Genomic DNA, 15,366 nt, shown 5'->3' on the forward strand with positions numbered 1-15,366 from the left:
GTCAACCGCCCAGCCGGAAGTCCCGACGGGGCTGGAACCGGGCCTCACCACTGTGCGAGAAGAGCGTGAAGTGCTCCACCTCGAACATCGCCGAGAAGTCCGCCAGATCCTCGTACGCCTGATCCAGGGCCTCCGGCGCGACATCCTGCGCCACCGTCACGTGCGGGTGGTAGGGGAAGCGAAGCTCCCGCTGCAGCTCGGGGGCGGCGTTGATCGCCGCAGCCAACAGTTCGCACTCGCTGATGCCGGCGGCGACCGCGACGAAGACCACCTGGGTCACCGGCCGGAACGTGCCGGTGCCCCGCAGGTGCAGGGTGAACGGGAGGTGGGCGGCGGCGACCTGAGCGAGATGCCGCTCCACCGCGGGCAGCGCGGACACCGGGATCTCGGTCGGCCCGAGCAGGGTGACATGGGCCGGCACCGTGTTCGGGTCGCCGGAGGCCAACCGACGCCGAGTCAGCGTGCCGCCCCACGGCTCGGGGATGTCCACCGCGATGCCGATCTGGATGGTGTCGCCGGCATCCGGCGACCCGCTCCCGTGATCCACGTTCCGCGCCACTCCTTCGGCCACCGACCTGTCCGGACCGCCCGCGCTGCCGCGAACGGCTACTCGCCGCGTACCGGCGGGAAGAAGCCCACCCGCTCGTACACCTTGAGCAGCGTCGGCACCGCCAGCCGCCGCGCCTTCTCCGCCCCGGCGGCGAGCAGCTTGTCCAACTGGGCCGGGTCCTCCAGGTAGGAGCGGGTCCGAGCCTGGATCGGCGTGACGAACTCCCGGACCACCTCGGCGAGGTCCTTCTTCAGATCGCCGTAGCCCTTGCCGTCGTACGCCGCGACCAGATCGTCGATCTCGCGCCCGCTCAGCGCCGAGTAGATGGTCAGCAGGTTGGAGATGCCCGGCTTGGTCTCCTCGTCGAAGACGATCTCGCGACCGGTGTCGGTGACCGCCGAGCGGATCTTCTTGGCCGAGCGGGCCGGATCCTCCAGCAGGTCGACGATGCCCGCCGGCGACGAGGACGACTTGGACATCTTCGCCGTCGGGTCCTGAAGATCAGTGATCTTCGCGGTGGCCTTGACGATGTGCGGGACGGGCACGGTGAACGTCGGCCCGAAGTGCGTGTTGAACCGCTGCGCCAGATCGCGGGACAGCTCCAGGTGCTGGCGCTGGTCCTCACCCACCGGCACCGCGTTGGCCTGGTAGAGCAGGATGTCGGCGGCCTGCAGGATCGGGTACGTGAACAGGCCCACGCTGGCCCGCTCGTTGCCCTGCTTCTGCGACTTGTCCTTGAACTGCGTCATCCGGCTGGCCTCACCGAACCCGGTGAGGCAACCCAGCACCCAGGCCAGTTGCGCGTGCTCGGGCACCTGCGACTGCACGAACAGCGTGCACCGCTCCGGGTCCAACCCGACGGCGAGCAACTGCGCTGCGGCCACCCGACTGCGCTGGTGCAGCACCTTCGGATCGTGCCCGGCGGTGATGGCGTGCAGGTCGACCACGCAGTAGACGGCGTCGTGCGACTCCTGCAACGCCACCCAGTGCCGCACCGCACCCAGGTAGTTGCCGAGGTGGAACGAGTCGGCCGTCGGCTGGATGCCGGAGAAGACGCGCGGGCGGGCAGGTACGTCGGACATGCCGGCAATTCTGTCAGCATCACCCCGCGTACGTCATGACGGGCTGGCCGGTCCGGTCCGGCTGGCGGATCGACCCACCGTCCGCCGTTGTTCGGGCAGGCGGCCGGCGGTGACCGCGAGCCGGGCCACCCGACGCCCGTCGAGCGTCAGCACCCGCAGCAGCCACCCGCCGCCCGTCCCGGACGGATCGGGCACCGGAACCTCGTCACCCGGCCTCGGCAGCCGCCCGAGCGCGGCCATCACGAACCCACCCACCGTCTCGTACGGCCCGACGGGCAGCACCACAGCGGTGCGTTCGGCGAAATCGGCGAGATTCAGTCGCCCCTCCACCACCGCCGGCAGCCCGGCCAGCTCCGGTTCCGGCCCCTCGGCGTACTCGTCGTGGATCTCACCGACCAGTTCCTCGATCAGATCCTCGCAGGTGACGATGCCCGCCGTACCGCCGTACTCGTCGATCACCACGGCCAGGTGGTGCCCCTCCCGCCGCATCTCGGTCAACGCGGCGAGCACCCGCTTGCTGGCCGGCAGCCGCTTGACCTCCCGGACCAGCGCACCGACCGTGGTGTCCGGATCGCGGTCCGGATGCCACAGCACGTCGCGCAGGTGCACGAAGCCGACCACGTCGTCGTGGGTGCCGTCGACCACCGGATAGCGGGTGTGCATGCCGGCCCGGACCAGCGGCTCGGCCTCGGCGAGGGTCAACGCCGCCGACAGGAACACCACCTCGGTGCGGGGCATCATCACCTCACGCACCAGACTCGCCCCGGCCACCAGCACCTCGTCGATGATGCGCCGGCCCACCGGATCGAGCACCGTGTTCGCGGCGACCAGATCGCGTAGCTCCGCCTCGCTGATCCGCTCCCGACCGGCGGCCGGACCCGTGCCCAGCAACGCCGTGACCAGCCGCAACCCACCGTCGACAGCCCGGACCACCACCCGGGCCACCGCCCGGGCGAGCCGCCCGGGCTCGCGGCGGGGCTGGGATTGCCACCGCCGCCGGGATCCGCGCCGACGCGCTGCCCGCATGACAGTGATGGTAGTCAGCACAGCCGCCGTAGGCTGTCCTCACCACATGGCCACACCGAACGGGCCAGGCAGGAGGACCGAGGTGAAACTGCTCGTCACCGGCGGCGCCGGCTTCATCGGCAGCGTGGTGACCCGGATGTTGCTCGACGCGGGTCACCAGGTCGTCGTCCTGGACGATCTACGGACCGGTCACCGGGAAGCCCTCGCCCCCGACGCCACCTTCGTCGAGGCGGGCATCCACGACGCCGCGCGGGTGCTCACCCCGGAGGCCGGCTTCGACGGCGTGTTGCACTTCGCCGCGCTGATCGCCGCCGGTGAGTCGATGGTCGCCCCCGAGCGGTACTGGCACAACAACACCGTCGGTTCGCTGGCCCTGCTCGACGCGGTCCGCGCCGCCCGCGTACCCCGGCTGGTCTTCTCCTCCACCGCCGCCGTCTACGGCAACCCGGTCGAGCTGCCCATCGTCGAGACGGCCGTCAAGGCCCCCACCAACACGTACGGGGCGACCAAACTCGCCGTCGACATGGCGCTCACCTCCGAGGCGATCGGGCACGGCCTGGCCGCCGTCTCGCTGCGCTACTTCAACGTCGCCGGGGCGTACCTCGACGGTGACACCGCCCTCGGCGAACGCCACGACCCGGAGACCCACCTCATCCCGATCGCGCTGGAGGTGGCCGCCGACCGGCGGGACAAGCTGCAACTGTTCGGCGACGACTACCCCACGATCGACGGCACCTGCGTACGCGACTACATCCACGTCGCCGACCTGGCCCGGGCCCACCTGCTCGCCCTCGACGCCGCCGTGCCCGGGCAGCACCGCATCTACAACCTCGGCAACGGCAACGGCTTCACCAACCGGCAGGTCGTCGAGGTGGTCCGCGAGGTCACCGGCCACCCCGTGCCGGTCGAGATGGCACCCCGCCGCGAAGGTGACCCGGCCGAGTTGGTCGCCTCCGCCGCGCTGGCCCGCGCCGAGCTGGGCTGGGAACCGCAGAAGCCGACCTTGCACGACATGATCAACGACGCCTGGGCCTTCTACCGCACGCACCGACTGGCCCAGCCGTGACCGACCCCGCCCGCACCGTCGCCGACCGCGCCACCGCCGGCTTCCACCAGGTGTACGCCGAGCCGCCCGTCGGCCGCTGGGCGGCTCCCGGCCGGGTCAACCTGATCGGCGAGCACACCGACTACAACGACGGCTTCGTGCTGCCCTTCGCCCTCCCCCTGCGTACCGTCGCCGCCGCCGCACCGCAGCCCGGCGAGACCTGGACGGTCTGGTCCGAGCTGACCGGCGAAACGGTCGACTTCGGTGCCGCCGAGGTGACCGGCGCCGGCCGGGTCACCGGCTGGGCCGGCTACGTGGCCGGCATCGTCTGGGCGCTACGCGAGGCCGGTTACCGGGTGCCCGGTGCCCGGCTGGCGATCGCCTCCGACGTGCCGCTCGGCGCCGGTCTGTCCTCCTCCGCCGCGCTGGAGGCCGCCGTGCTCGCCGCCCTGGTCGACCTCGGTGGCCTCGACCTGCCTGCCGAGGCCCAGCCCCGGCTGGCCCAGCGCGCCGAGAACCACTACGTCGGCGCACCCACCGGAATCATGGACCAGTCGGCGGCGATCCGCTGCCGCGCCGGGCACGCCCTCTTCCTCGACTGCCGCACCCAGCAGGTGGAACACATCCCGTTCGACCTGGCCGCCGCCGGCCTCGCCATCCTCGTGATCGACAGCAACGCCCCGCACCGCCACGTCGACGGCGAGTACGCGGCCCGCCGCAACAGCTGCGAGAAGGCCGCCGCCCTGCTCGACGTACCCGCGCTGCGAGACATCCCGACCGACAACCTCGACGACGCGCTGGCCCGGCTCCCCGACGACGAGACCCGCCGCCGGGTCCGACACGTGGTCACCGAGAACCAGCGGGTGTGTGACACCGTCGACCTGCTGCGCGCCCGACAGATCCAGCAGATCGGCCCGCTGCTCGTCGCCTCACACACCTCCATGCGCGACGACTTCGCCATCACCGTTCCCGAGATCGACACTGCCGTCGAGGCCGCCCTCGCCGCCGGCGCGCTCGGTGCCCGGATGACCGGCGGCGGCTTCGGTGGCTGCGTACTCGCCCTGGTCAAGGCCGACCATTCCGACACGGTCGCGAACGCCGTCACCGACGCGTACGCCCGACGGGGTTTCACCGCCCCCACCCACACCACCGTCACCCCCGCCGCCGGCGCCACCCGCCTCGACTGACCCGCTCCCGCCCTCCTTCTCTCTCCCCTCCCACACACCCTGCCCCCGCCCCACGCGCTGCCCCGCGAGCCGCCTCGCCCAGGCGCTGCCCCACGCCCTGCGCCCAGCGAGCCGCCTCGCCCAGCGCGCTGTCGCGCGTCCCGCGCGCTGCCCACCCTCGCGCGCCGCGCCCGCGCGGCATCTCGCCTCGATCTGGGATCGAGTAGCCTCCGAGCGCACTGATAGCCACTCGATCCCAGATCGAGCATGGTCTTGGTGTGAAGTGACGGCAGGAGCGCCGGCGCCATCGATGTGGTGCACTCCGAATCGCAGGAACCGCACACCTTGGGACGCGCGGCAACACACTTTGGAGCGCCGGGCACACGCATCCCGGAACGCTGGGGCAACCGCACTTTGGACGCTGGAACGCGCGCCCGCGCACCTTCGCCAACTCTCCTTTGCTCTGCTTCAACCCACGCAACAGGTATCGCCGGATTCCGTTGCGTGGGTTGAAGCAGAGCAAAGGGGTCCGGGAGGACATCCACACCTCTGGGTACGGCGCGGCCCGTAAGCAGGACCGTGGTCCGGGCGCAGGCCTGTAGGCCCGGAAGCAGGCGCGCGAACCGGAAGCAGGACCGTGTGCCAGGAAGCGGGTGCGGCCCGAAAAGGGTGCGGCCCGAAAAGGGTGCGGCCCGCGCGGCACGGGTGCGGCGCGGGCCGTCACGGCGCGTCGAGTTGACGAGCGAGGTCGGGCAAGAAGCGGGGACAGCGGGGCCGGCCGGAGGGGCCGGTCGGAGGGGCCGGTCGGCGCAGCTCAGCCGGCTTCGACGATCATGCCTGCGCCGACCGTGCGGTTGGTGCTCTCGTCGATGATGACGAAGCCGCCGGTGGTGCGGTTGCGGCGGTACTCGTCGGCGAGCAGCGGGACGGTGGTCCGCAGGCGGACCCGGCCGATCTCGTTGAGCCGCAGTTCGCTCGCCGACTCGTCCCGGTGCAGCGAGTTGATGTCCAGGCGGTAGTGCAGGCCACGGACGATCGCCCGGGCCGCGCGGGTGGTGTGCTTGATCGCGTACTTGCCGCCGACCTGCAACGGACGGGTCTCGTCCATCCAGCAGACCATCGCCTCGATGTCCTGCGCGACGGCAGGCGCATTGTTCGGACGACAGATCATGTCGCCCCGGGAGATGTCGATCTCGTCTTCCAGCCGTACCGTCACCGACATCGGCGGGAACGCCTCCGTGACCGGGCCGTCGGCGGTCTCCACCGAGGAGATCCGGCTGGTGAAGCCGGACGGCAGCACCATCACCTCGTCGCCCGGCTTGAGCACGCCGGAGGCCACCTGACCGGCGTAACCCCGGTAGTCGGTGACCGTGGTCGACTGCGGGCGGATGACGTACTGCACCGGGAAGCGGACGTCGACCAGGTTCCGGTCGCTGGCGATGTGCACCCGCTCCAGGTGGTGCAGCAGCGCCGGGCCTTCGTACCAGGGCATGCTCTCCGAGCGGGTGACGATATTGTCACCCTTGAGCGCGGAGATCGGCACCACAGTCAGGTCCGGCACGTCCAGCTTCGCCGCGAACGCGGTGAACTCGTCGGCGATGCGGTCGAAGACCTCCTGCGAGTAGTCGACCAGATCCATCTTGTTGACGCAGAGCACCAGGTGCGGCACCCGCAGCAGAGAGCAGAGGAAGGCGTGCCGGCGCGACTGCTCCACCAGGCCCTTACGGGCGTCCACCAGGATCAATGCCAGGTCGGCGGTGGAGGCGCCGGTGACCATGTTCCGGGTGTACTGGATGTGCCCGGGGGTGTCGGCGATGATGAACTTGCGCCGTGGCGTGGCGAAGTAGCGGTACGCCACGTCGATGGTGATGCCCTGCTCCCGCTCGGCCCGCAGGCCGTCGGTGAGCAACGCCAGGTTGGTGTACTCGTCGCCCCGGGCCGCGCTGACCGCTTCCACCGCGGCCAACTGGTCGGTGAACAGCGACTTGGTGTCGTACAGCAGCCGACCGATCAGGGTCGACTTGCCGTCGTCCACACTGCCGGCCGTGGCGAACCGCAGCAGATCCATCGGGCGGGCCTCCGCCGCGGCGCGGGTCGGGTCCGCCGCGTCGCCCGGCGCGAGCGTCTCGGTGGTCATCAGAAGTAGCCCTCTCGCTTGCGGTCCTCCATCGCGGCCTCACTGACCCGGTCGTCGCCCCGGGTGGCCCCGCGCTCGGTGATCCGGGTCGCGGCGACCTCCTCGATGACCTTCTCGACGGTGTCCGCGTCCGAGCGGACCGCCGCCGTGCAGGAGGCGTCGCCCACCGTCCGGTACCGCACCCGGGCCTTGAACCGGTCCTCGCCGGCACGGGCCGGCAGGAACTCGTTGACCGCGTAGAGCATCCCGTCGCGCTCGACCACCTCACGCTCGTGCGCGTAGTAGATCGACGGAAGCTCGATCCGCTCCCGGGCGATGTAGTGCCACACGTCCAGCTCGGTCCAGTTGGACAGCGGGAACACCCGGATCGACTCGCCCGGGTGGTGCCGCCCGTTGTACAGCGACCACAGCTCCGGTCGCTGGTTCTTCGGGTCCCACTGGCCGAACTCGTCGCGGAAGCTGAACACCCGCTCCTTCGCGCGGGCCTTCTCCTCGTCCCGGCGAGCCCCGCCGAAGAGCGCGTCGAAGCGGTGCTTCTCCACCGCGTCCAGCAACACCGGCGTCTGGATCCGGTTACGCATCCCGTCCGCCGACTCCCGGACCAGCCCGCTGGCCAGGGCCTCCGGCACACTGGCCACCACCAGTTGCAGGCCCAGCTCGGCGACCCGACGGTCGCGGTAGTCCAGCACCTCGGGGAAGTTGTGGCCGGTGTCCACGTGCATCACCGGGAACGGAATCTGCGCCGGCGCGAACGCCTTCTGCGCCAGCCGGAGCATGACGATCGAGTCCTTGCCGCCGGAGAAGAGCAGCACCGGTCGCTCCATCTCGGCGACCACCTCACGCATCACGAAGATGCTCTCCGCCTCCAGGGCGTCGAGGTGAGTGACCTGGTAGGCCGCGGTCACGGTCATGACACCGACTCGATTCGCTCGCTCATCCGCTTTCCAGACCTTTCCGGTCGGGGATGTCAGAAAGTAGCGCCAGGCTACCCGCCATGCCGGCGCAGCGCTGCAAGTAACCGGCTGGCGAGATCCTCACGGCACACCAACAGATCAGGCAGACGGGGGTCCGCCTCGTTGTATTTCAGCGCAGAACCGTCGATCCGGGAAGCGTGCAGTCCGGTGGCCGTCGCCACAGCCACCGGCGCCGCCGAGTCCCACTCGTACTGCCCGCCCGCGTGGATGTACGCGTCCACCTCACCGGTCACCACCGCGGCGATCTTCGCACCGGCCGATCCCATCGGCACCAACTGCGCCCCGACCTCCTCGGCCAGGTCGGTCAGGAACGCCGGCGGTCGGCTCCGACTGGCCGCCAGGCGCAACCGGCCCGCACCACCGACCGACACCGACGGGTACGCGGGCGGCTGGTCGGTCGCCAACACCCGCTGCTGTGCCGGCAACCCGACAGCACCCGCGACCAGACCGTGGGAAGCCGAGGCGTCCCGCGCCCACAGCGCCACGTGCACCGCCCAGTCCGTACGCCCCTGCTCGCTGAATTCCCGCGTACCGTCCAACGGGTCGATGATCCACACCCGGTCCGCGGTCAACCGGGACCCGGCCCCCGCCTCGCCCTGCGCCGTGGACGCCTGACGGGAGCCCTCGTCCTCCTCGGAGAGCACCGCGTCACCCGGATGCCACCTCGCCAACTCGGTCCGGATCAGATCATGCGAGACCTTGTCCCCGGCCGCCTTCAACGCGGCGGGATCGTCGAACCCCAACTCCGCCCGCAGGCCCACCAGCGCCTCACCCGCCCGGGCCGCCAACCAGCGGGCGAACTCCCCGTCGACCATCGGAGGACTGCTGCTCATGCCCCGCGCTCCCGTCGCAATCCGTCTACGCCGAGCAGCCGCCCCGCTCGGCCGCGAACCCGCACCCTATCGACCAGCCGCCCGGCCGGCCGTCCTCAGGTGCCGTGGTACAGATTCTGCGTCGGCTCCACACCCCGGGTGATCACCGACTCCACCACATCGGCGGCCCGGTCCACCAGGAAGTCCAACTCCTTGCGCTCCGCCGCGCCGAAATCCGACAGCACATAGTCCGCCGGATCCTGCCGCCCCGGCGGACGACCGATGCCGAACCGCACCCGCACATAGTCCTTTGTGGCCAGCGACTTCGACATCGAGCGCAGCCCGTTGTGCCCGCCCTCGCCACCGCCGAACTTCACCCGCACCTGGCCGTACTCGATGTCCAACTCGTCGTGCACCGCGACCACCTGAGCCGCCGGCACCTTGAAGAACTGCGCCAGGCTGGCCACCGGGCCACCCGAAAGGTTCATGTACGTCAACGGCTTGAGCAGCACCAGCTTCGGCCCGCCGAAACCCAGCCGCGCCTCGGCCACATCCGCCATCGCCCGCTTGTACCGGCCGAACTTCACACCCAACCGGTCAGCCAGCAGATCGGCCACCAGGAACCCGACATTGTGCCGGTTGCCCGCGTACTCCCGACCCGGATTGCCCAGCCCGACCACCAGCCACGGCCCGGTCTCGTCCGTCACCGCCCGTTCCCTCCGTCATCGTCGCCCGTGGCGAAGCCGCAGGCGAGCCCGGTACGCCGACAGGCGCCCCCGGAGAACCGGGGACGCCTGTCGCACAGCCTACGAACCGATCAGGCCTCGGTCTTGGCCTCGGCGGTCTCCTCGCCACCCGCAGCCGCCGGCTCACCGGCCTCGGCACCCTCGGACGACTCGGCGGTCTCCTCGCCGACCCCGGCCTCGACCTCGGCGTCGGCCACCTCGACCTCGGGCAGCGTCGCCTCGAGCTGCTCGGCGGTCGGGGCGGCGGTCACCGTGGCGACCGTCTGCTCCGGGTCACCGGCCAGCTCCACACCCGCCGGCAGGTCGACATCCGCGGCGGTGACCTGGACGCCCGGCTCGGCACCCTCGATCGAGGCCTCCAGGTGATCCGGCACCTTGGTCGCCTCGGCGGTCACCGACACCGTGTCGTGGTCGTGCACGATCAGGGTGTCCTTCGCGGCCTCACCGGTCAGCTCGACCGGCACCTCGACGGTGACCTTCTCGCCCCGACGCACCAGCAGCAGGTCGACGTGCTCGAAGGTGTCCTTGATCGGGTCACGCTGAATCGCCTTCGGCAGCGCCAGCGCCTGAGTGCCGTCGCTCACCTCGATCGCGAACAGCTGGTTCGCGCCGCCCTTGCGGATGGCCGCCGCGAACTCACGGGCCGGCAGCGCGATGTGCTTGGGCTTCTCACCGTGCCCGTACAGCACGGCGGGCACCTTGCCGGCCCGGCGGGTACGACGGGCACCACCCTTGCCGAACTCGGTACGGGGCTCGGCGCTGATCTTTACCTCGGACACGGGAAAACTCCTGATGCTTTCGCTGCGGCAGCTTGTCGTCTGGCGGTGCTGGGCGGGGGGCTCGCAGGGGCTCATGCGTCAGCAGACTGCCCGGAGCACCGCGTCGATCACGGTGCCTCCGTGCGGCGCTTCTCAGCGGCCCGCAGGGCACCCTCGCCGTGGCAACCGCACCAGTCTACCCGAGCGGAATCCCGAAGTTCCGGCAGTCCCCGTACCACCGCCACCGACCGGCCCGCAGCCCTTTTCCGCCGGCACCGGCCCGGGACGAATCCGGACGAGTCGACCGACCCGTCCGGATCCCCGTGATCAGATCAGCTCAGACCACCGAACAGGGTGGTCACCGACCCGTCGTCGAACACCTCGCGGATGGCCCGCGCCAGCAGCGGCGCGATGGACAGCACGGTCAGCTTGTCGAGCTGCTTCTCCGGCGGCAACGGCAGCGTGTTGGTCACCACCACCTCGCTGATCGGGCTGTTCTTCAACCGCTCCGTCGCCGGGTCGGAGAGCAACGCGTGGGTGGACGCCACGATCACATCAGCCGCACCGGACTCCTTCAGGATGTCCGCCGCCTTGCAGATCGTGCCGCCGGTGTCGATCATGTCGTCGACGATCAGGCAGACCCGACCCTCGACCTCACCGACCACCCGGTTCGCCACCACCTGGTTCGGCTTCAACGGATCCCGGGTCTTGTGGATGAACGCCAGCGGGCAGCCGCCCAACCGGTCGGTCCACCGCTCGGCCACCCGTACCCGACCCGAATCCGGGGCGACCACCGTCATCGGCCGACCCGCGTACCTGCGCTCCACGTACTCGGCCAGGATGTCCATCGCGAACAGGTGATCCACCGGCCCGTCGAAGAACCCCTGGATCTGCGCGGTGTGCAGATCCACGGTGAGGATCCGGTTGGCCCCCGCCGTCTTCAACAGGTCGGCCACCAGCCGCGCCGAGATCGGCTCCCGGCCGCGGTGCTTCTTGTCCTGCCGCGAGTACGGATAGAACGGCAGAACCACGGTGATGCGCTTGGCGGAACCCCGCTTCAACGCGTCCACCATGATCAGGGTCTCCATGACCCACGTGTTCACCCCGTGCGTGACGGACTGCACCACGAAGGCGTCCGAACCACGCACCGAGTCCTTGAACCGTACGAAAATCTCGCCGTTGGCGAACTCATACGCGTCGGCCGGCGTCGGCGCGACGCCGAGCACCTCACCGATCTCCTTGGCCAGCTCCGGAAAGCCACGTCCGGAAAAGAGCATCAGGCTCTTGCGGTTTTCGGCGACGATGCTGCCCATGGGCCCGTCTGCTCCCGTTTTTGGTCGGTGGTACCCGGCCTGGAGGTGGTAGCTGGCCGGGGACTATTCGGTTGCAGTATCTCCCGCCTCGGTCGCCGCGCCCACCGACTCGGCAGTGCCGTGGATTGCCTCACCTTCACTTGCGGCCGACACCTGGGACGACCCACCCTGCAACGCCCGCTCAGCCGCCTCCGCCGACACCGTCCCCGGCCGCTTACGCGCCACCCATCCCTCGATGTTGCGCTGCGGCGCCCGGGTCACCCCGAGGGCACCCGGTGGCACATCCGTGCTGATCGCGCTGCCCGCCGCCACATAAGCCCCCGCACCCACCTCGACCGGCGCGATCAGATTCGTGTCACAGCCCACGAACGCACCCTCGCCGACCACGGTACGGCTCTTGTTGACCCCGTCGTAGTTCACGAAGATCGTCGCCGCGCCGATGTTCGCCCGCGCCCCGATCGTCGCGTCACCCACGTACGACAGGTGCGGCACCTTGGCACCCGCACCCAACTCGGAGTTCTTCACCTCGACGAACGTGCCGACCTTCGACTTCTCCGCCAACCGGGCGTCCGGCCGCAGATAGGCGTACGGCCCGACGCTGGCCCCCGGGCCGACCTCCGCACCGATCGCGTGGCTACGCAGCACCGTCGCACCGGCGTGCACCACCGTGTCGATCAACGTCACGTCCGGCCCGACCACCGCGCCACTACCCACCACCGAACCGCCGCGCAGCTGGGTGTTCTGGTCCACCACCGCGTCCCGGTCCAGCGCCACCGTCACGTCGATCCAGGTCGTGGCCGGGTCGAGCAGGCTCACTCCGGCGCGCATCCAGCGCTCGTTCACCCGGTCCCGCAGCAGCCGCCGCAGCCCCGCCAGCTCCACCCGGTCGTTGCAGCCGAGCGTCTCGGTGTGGTCGGCGGCCAGGTGCACCGCCACCGGCTCCCCGGCCGAGCCCAGCAGCCCGAAGACGTCGGTCAGGTACTCCTCGCCCTGGTCGTTGTCGGTGGAGAGCTTGCCCAGCACGTCCCGCAGGCGGGCCGCGTCGAACGCGTAGATCCCCGCGTTGATCTCCCGGATCGCCAACTGGTCCGCGGTGGCGTCGCGTTGCTCGACGATCTGCTCCAGCCGACCCGCCGCGTCACGCACGATCCGGCCCAGCCCGGTCGGATCGGGCACCTCGGCGGCCAGCACGGTTGCCGCCGCCCGCTCGCCCTCGTGCGCCGCCACCAGCGCGGCGACCGTCTCCGGACGCAGCAGCGGCACGTCGCCGTTGAGGACGACCACCGTGCCGGTGGCCTCCGGCGCCGCCTCCAACGCGATCCGCACCGCGTGCCCGGTGCCGAGCTGCTCGGCCTGGTGCACCGCGACGGCCTCCGGCGCCACCTCGGCCAGGTGCGTCCGGACCTGGTCCGCGCCGTGCCCCACCACCACCATCGTCCGCTGCGCGCCCAGCGGCTCGGCAGCGCTCAACACGTGCCCCAGCAGCGTGCGACCCAGCAGCGGGTGCAACACCTTGGGCAGTGAGGACTTCATCCGTTTGCCCTCACCGGCGGCGAGCACGACGACGGTACGGAGGTGGGGCTCGGGCACGACGTGGCTCCCGTCGGACGCGGACAGTCTCGCGGCCATGCTAACCAGACAATCCGTTGCGATTGGCATGGCCACGAGGATCGACAGCACTTCCGCCCGTGCTGGGGTGCCTGGATTCGAACCAGGAGCTCAAGGCTCCAAAGGCCTGCGGGTTGCCGTTACCCCACACCCCATTGACATGTCAACCCGTAACGCCACGTCAACGAAGGCTCAGACGTGCCGTACGGAGTGGAACAGCCCGGCGATCATACCTTCAATCCGCCAGTAGAGCTCGCGGCTGCCCGGCACGTTGATCACAAGGCATCCTCGATAAGCATCGCCCACGTTTCGACGGGCCGTGTTGACCTTGTGTTTCTTCAGCGTCGGACGCTGAAACCGGTCGCGGGGCAAAGCCAGTTCCTCCGCCCACCAGTCGGCGGCCGCCTCGGCGTCGGCGGTCTCGTGGATGCTCACCCGGTAGCTCGGCGCGGCGCGGTCGACTCCGCAGACCTCAAGGAATCGAAGGAAGAACAACAGCAGCCCTGGGTCACTGTTGACGAACTGCACATGGTCGTCGCGACGCCAAGGCTTGGATTTGGTGCCCTCGCACCAGTAGCTGACCGCTCCGAGCAACAGCACGTCCCGGTCGTCGAGCTCGCCGACAACACGGGCAGCCAGGTCGTGCACCGCCGCCTGGGCTTCATCGCGCTCCTGGCGGTGCGTCGCCCACCGCCCTTCGGTCATGGTCTTCGAGTGGGCCCGGCGGCGTTGCTGTTCCTGCTCCGGGTCTCGCTGCAGCGGCAGGTGGCGCACCCAGAGGTACGCCGTCGACCGGCTGACGCCCAGCCGCTGCGCGATCTCCGGGACGGAGTGCCCGGTCGAGCGCAGTGCGACCGCCTCGGTCCGCAGGTCGTCCTTGGCGTTGGGGCGTCGGGTCCGCTCCGGCGGCGGCACGCCGCGCAGCAAGTCGTACACCCGGTTGCGGCCGAGGCCGGTGCGGGCCCGGATCTCGCGGACGGAGAGGTGTTCCTCGGTGCGCAGGCGGCGCACCTCGTCGCCGTGCGGGTCGGTCATGCGACGCAGGTTAGGACCGGTGTACGACAACTTTGTCATCGATTCGCTTCGCTGTCTGATGCGATCTACCGGACCCGTAAGTTACGGTGACGTAGCCGTAGATTCGCATTACCGCTGTGTGAGGTGCCATGTCCGCCGCCCTACTCGATCCCGGCCCGAAACCACTCACCCAGGGTGCCCAGTCGCGCGGAATCCTCGTCGCGCTGTGGGCCTTCGTGGTGATCCCGTTCGCCGCACTCGTCGCCGCCGTTCCGGTGGCCTGGGGTGGCTGGCTCACCTGGGTCGACGTGGGCGTCGCCGCGTTCTGGTACGTGGTCTCCGGTCTGGGCATCACGGTGGGCTACCACCGTTACTTCACCCACGGCTCGTTCAAGGCGAAGCGGGGGCTGCGGGTGGGCCTGGCGGTCTCCGGTTCACTCGCCGTGCAGGGCGACATCATCCAGTGGGTGGCGGATCACCGTCGCCACCACGCGTTCTCCGATCTGGAGGGTGACCCGCACTCCCCGTGGCGGTTCGGTCCCACCCTCTGGGGCCTGACCAAGGGGCTGTTCCACGCGCACGTCGGCTGGCTGTTCGGCCGCGAACTGTCCAACCGGGAGCGTTTCGCCCCGGATCTGCTCAACGATCGGGACATCCGGCGGGTGAGCGGGCTCTTCCCCGTACTGGTGATCGTCTCGGTGCTCGGCCCGGCGTTGATGGGTGGGCTGCTGACCTGGTCGTGGCAGGGTGCGTTGACCGCGTTGTTCTGGGGCGGCCTGGTCCGCATCTCGCTGCTGCACCACGTCACCTGGTCGATCAATTCGGTGTGCCACGTGTACGGCGAGCGGCCGTTCATGATGCGTCACGGTGACCGGGCGTCGAACTTCTGGCCGTTGGCGCTGCTGTCGTTCGGCGAGAGCTGGCACAACCTGCATCACGCCGACCCGACGAGTGCCCGGCACGGGGTGCTGCGGGGTCAGATCGACATTTCGGCCCGGGTGATCTGGCTGTTCGAGAAGGTCGGCGCGGCGTGGGACGTGCGCTGGCCGAAGCCGGAACGGCTCGCGGCGAAGCTGGTCAAGCCGACGGACCAGCCGGCGTAACGAGAAAGCCGACACTCCACCGGCAAGTTACC

At 70.2% G+C, this 15,366-nt stretch carries 14 protein-coding genes and 1 tRNA gene; 3 read left to right on the forward strand and 12 right to left on the reverse strand.

What is annotated here, in order from left to right; all coding sequences use genetic code 11:
• Position 1: 1 nt before the first annotated feature.
• From JMF97_RS22610 to JMF97_RS22620, 3 genes are read right to left on the reverse strand one after another with little or no spacing between them, the layout of a single operon-like run.
• Positions 2–571 carry a 2'-5' RNA ligase family protein gene (locus JMF97_RS22610; protein WP_203223353.1) on the reverse strand — a complete coding sequence of 190 codons (570 nt, stop codon included), beginning with the start codon at positions 569–571 and terminating at the stop codon, positions 2–4.
• A 35-nt stretch (positions 572–606) separates the two neighbouring features.
• Positions 607–1,632, reverse strand: coding sequence for a tryptophan--tRNA ligase (trpS, locus tag JMF97_RS22615; protein ID WP_013731500.1), 1,026 nt, complete (start codon positions 1,630–1,632; stop codon positions 607–609).
• Between the two features lie 33 nt (positions 1,633–1,665).
• Positions 1,666–2,658 carry a hemolysin family protein gene (locus JMF97_RS22620; protein ID WP_203223354.1) on the reverse strand — a complete coding sequence of 331 codons (993 nt, stop codon included), beginning with the start codon at positions 2,656–2,658 and terminating at the stop codon, positions 1,666–1,668.
• Between the two features lie 46 nt (positions 2,659–2,704).
• Between JMF97_RS22620 and galE the strand changes: the two genes are divergently transcribed.
• Both galE and galK read left to right on the forward strand, forming a co-directional pair.
• Positions 2,705–3,724 (forward strand): UDP-glucose 4-epimerase GalE, encoded by a 1,020-nt coding sequence (gene galE, locus JMF97_RS22625; protein WP_203223355.1) that lies wholly within the window; start codon positions 2,705–2,707, stop codon positions 3,722–3,724.
• Positions 3,721–4,890, forward strand: a complete 1,170-nt coding sequence (gene galK / locus JMF97_RS22630; RefSeq protein WP_203223356.1) for a galactokinase — start codon at positions 3,721–3,723, stop codon at positions 4,888–4,890. The genes galE and galK overlap by 4 nt, the downstream gene beginning before the upstream one ends.
• A 793-nt stretch (positions 4,891–5,683) precedes the next feature.
• On the opposite strand, the gene cysN is transcribed toward galK, so the two are convergent.
• From cysN to JMF97_RS22675, 9 genes are all read right to left on the reverse strand, one after another.
• Positions 5,684–7,006 (reverse strand): sulfate adenylyltransferase subunit CysN, encoded by a 1,323-nt coding sequence (gene cysN, locus JMF97_RS22635; protein ID WP_043719643.1) that lies wholly within the window; start codon positions 7,004–7,006, stop codon positions 5,684–5,686.
• Positions 7,006–7,917 carry a sulfate adenylyltransferase subunit CysD gene (gene cysD / locus JMF97_RS22640; protein ID WP_203223357.1) on the reverse strand — a complete coding sequence of 304 codons (912 nt, stop codon included), beginning with the start codon at positions 7,915–7,917 and terminating at the stop codon, positions 7,006–7,008. Before cysD ends, cysN begins: the two co-directional genes overlap by 1 nt.
• Before the next feature lie 74 nt (positions 7,918–7,991).
• A complete protein-coding gene (locus tag JMF97_RS22645) occupies positions 7,992–8,795 on the reverse strand; it encodes an inositol monophosphatase family protein (RefSeq protein ID WP_203223472.1) in 804 nt (267 codons plus the stop codon).
• Positions 8,796–8,908: 113 nt separating this feature from the next.
• Entirely contained in the window at positions 8,909–9,499 is a 591-nt protein-coding gene (gene pth, locus JMF97_RS22650) for an aminoacyl-tRNA hydrolase (RefSeq protein WP_203223358.1), read from the reverse strand.
• Positions 9,500–9,609: 110 nt separating this feature from the next.
• Positions 9,610–10,317 carry a 50S ribosomal protein L25/general stress protein Ctc gene (locus JMF97_RS22655; RefSeq protein ID WP_203223359.1) on the reverse strand — a complete coding sequence of 236 codons (708 nt, stop codon included), beginning with the start codon at positions 10,315–10,317 and terminating at the stop codon, positions 9,610–9,612.
• 311 nt (positions 10,318–10,628) lie between these two features.
• On the reverse strand, positions 10,629–11,609 hold the full coding sequence (locus JMF97_RS22660; protein ID WP_013731491.1) for a ribose-phosphate diphosphokinase: 981 nt from the start codon (positions 11,607–11,609) through the stop codon (positions 10,629–10,631).
• Between the two features lie 63 nt (positions 11,610–11,672).
• Positions 11,673–13,199 (reverse strand): bifunctional UDP-N-acetylglucosamine diphosphorylase/glucosamine-1-phosphate N-acetyltransferase GlmU, encoded by a 1,527-nt coding sequence (gene glmU / locus JMF97_RS22665; RefSeq protein ID WP_438803774.1) that lies wholly within the window; start codon positions 13,197–13,199, stop codon positions 11,673–11,675.
• A gap of 101 nt (positions 13,200–13,300) precedes the next feature.
• Positions 13,301–13,372: transfer RNA gene (locus JMF97_RS22670), tRNA-Gln, on the reverse strand.
• Positions 13,373–13,409: 37 nt separating this feature from the next.
• Positions 13,410–14,252 carry a helix-turn-helix domain-containing protein gene (locus tag JMF97_RS22675; protein ID WP_203223361.1) on the reverse strand — a complete coding sequence of 281 codons (843 nt, stop codon included), beginning with the start codon at positions 14,250–14,252 and terminating at the stop codon, positions 13,410–13,412.
• Positions 14,253–14,380: 128 nt separating this feature from the next.
• Between JMF97_RS22675 and JMF97_RS22680 the strand changes: the two genes are divergently transcribed.
• Positions 14,381–15,334, forward strand: coding sequence for an acyl-CoA desaturase (locus JMF97_RS22680; protein ID WP_203223362.1), 954 nt, complete (start codon positions 14,381–14,383; stop codon positions 15,332–15,334).
• Positions 15,335–15,366: the final 32 nt, after the last annotated feature.

The organism is Micromonospora fiedleri (genome assembly GCF_016774385.1).
In the GTDB taxonomy this organism is placed as follows: Bacteria; Actinomycetota; Actinomycetes; order Mycobacteriales; family Micromonosporaceae; genus Micromonospora; species Micromonospora gifhornensis.

Excerpts from the sequence above, each read along its gene's own strand:
- cysN (WP_043719643.1), bottom strand. The coding sequence starts at position 7,006 with ATGACCACCGAGACGCTCGCGCCGGGCGACGCGGCGGACCCGACCCGC.
- JMF97_RS22620 (WP_203223354.1), bottom strand. The coding sequence starts at position 2,658 with ATGCGGGCAGCGCGTCGGCGCGGATCCCGGCGGCGGTGGCAATCCCAG.
- galE (WP_203223355.1), top strand. The coding sequence starts at position 2,705 with ATGGCCACACCGAACGGGCCAGGCAGGAGGACCGAGGTGAAACTGCTC.
- trpS (WP_013731500.1), bottom strand. The coding sequence starts at position 1,632 with ATGTCCGACGTACCTGCCCGCCCGCGCGTCTTCTCCGGCATCCAGCCG.
- JMF97_RS22660 (WP_013731491.1), bottom strand. The coding sequence starts at position 11,609 with ATGGGCAGCATCGTCGCCGAAAACCGCAAGAGCCTGATGCTCTTTTCC.
- JMF97_RS22675 (WP_203223361.1), bottom strand. The coding sequence starts at position 14,252 with ATGACCGACCCGCACGGCGACGAGGTGCGCCGCCTGCGCACCGAGGAA.
- cysD (WP_203223357.1), bottom strand. The coding sequence starts at position 7,917 with ATGACCGTGACCGCGGCCTACCAGGTCACTCACCTCGACGCCCTGGAG.
- JMF97_RS22645 (WP_203223472.1), bottom strand. The coding sequence starts at position 8,795 with ATGGTCGACGGGGAGTTCGCCCGCTGGTTGGCGGCCCGGGCGGGTGAG.
- JMF97_RS22680 (WP_203223362.1), top strand. The coding sequence starts at position 14,381 with ATGTCCGCCGCCCTACTCGATCCCGGCCCGAAACCACTCACCCAGGGT.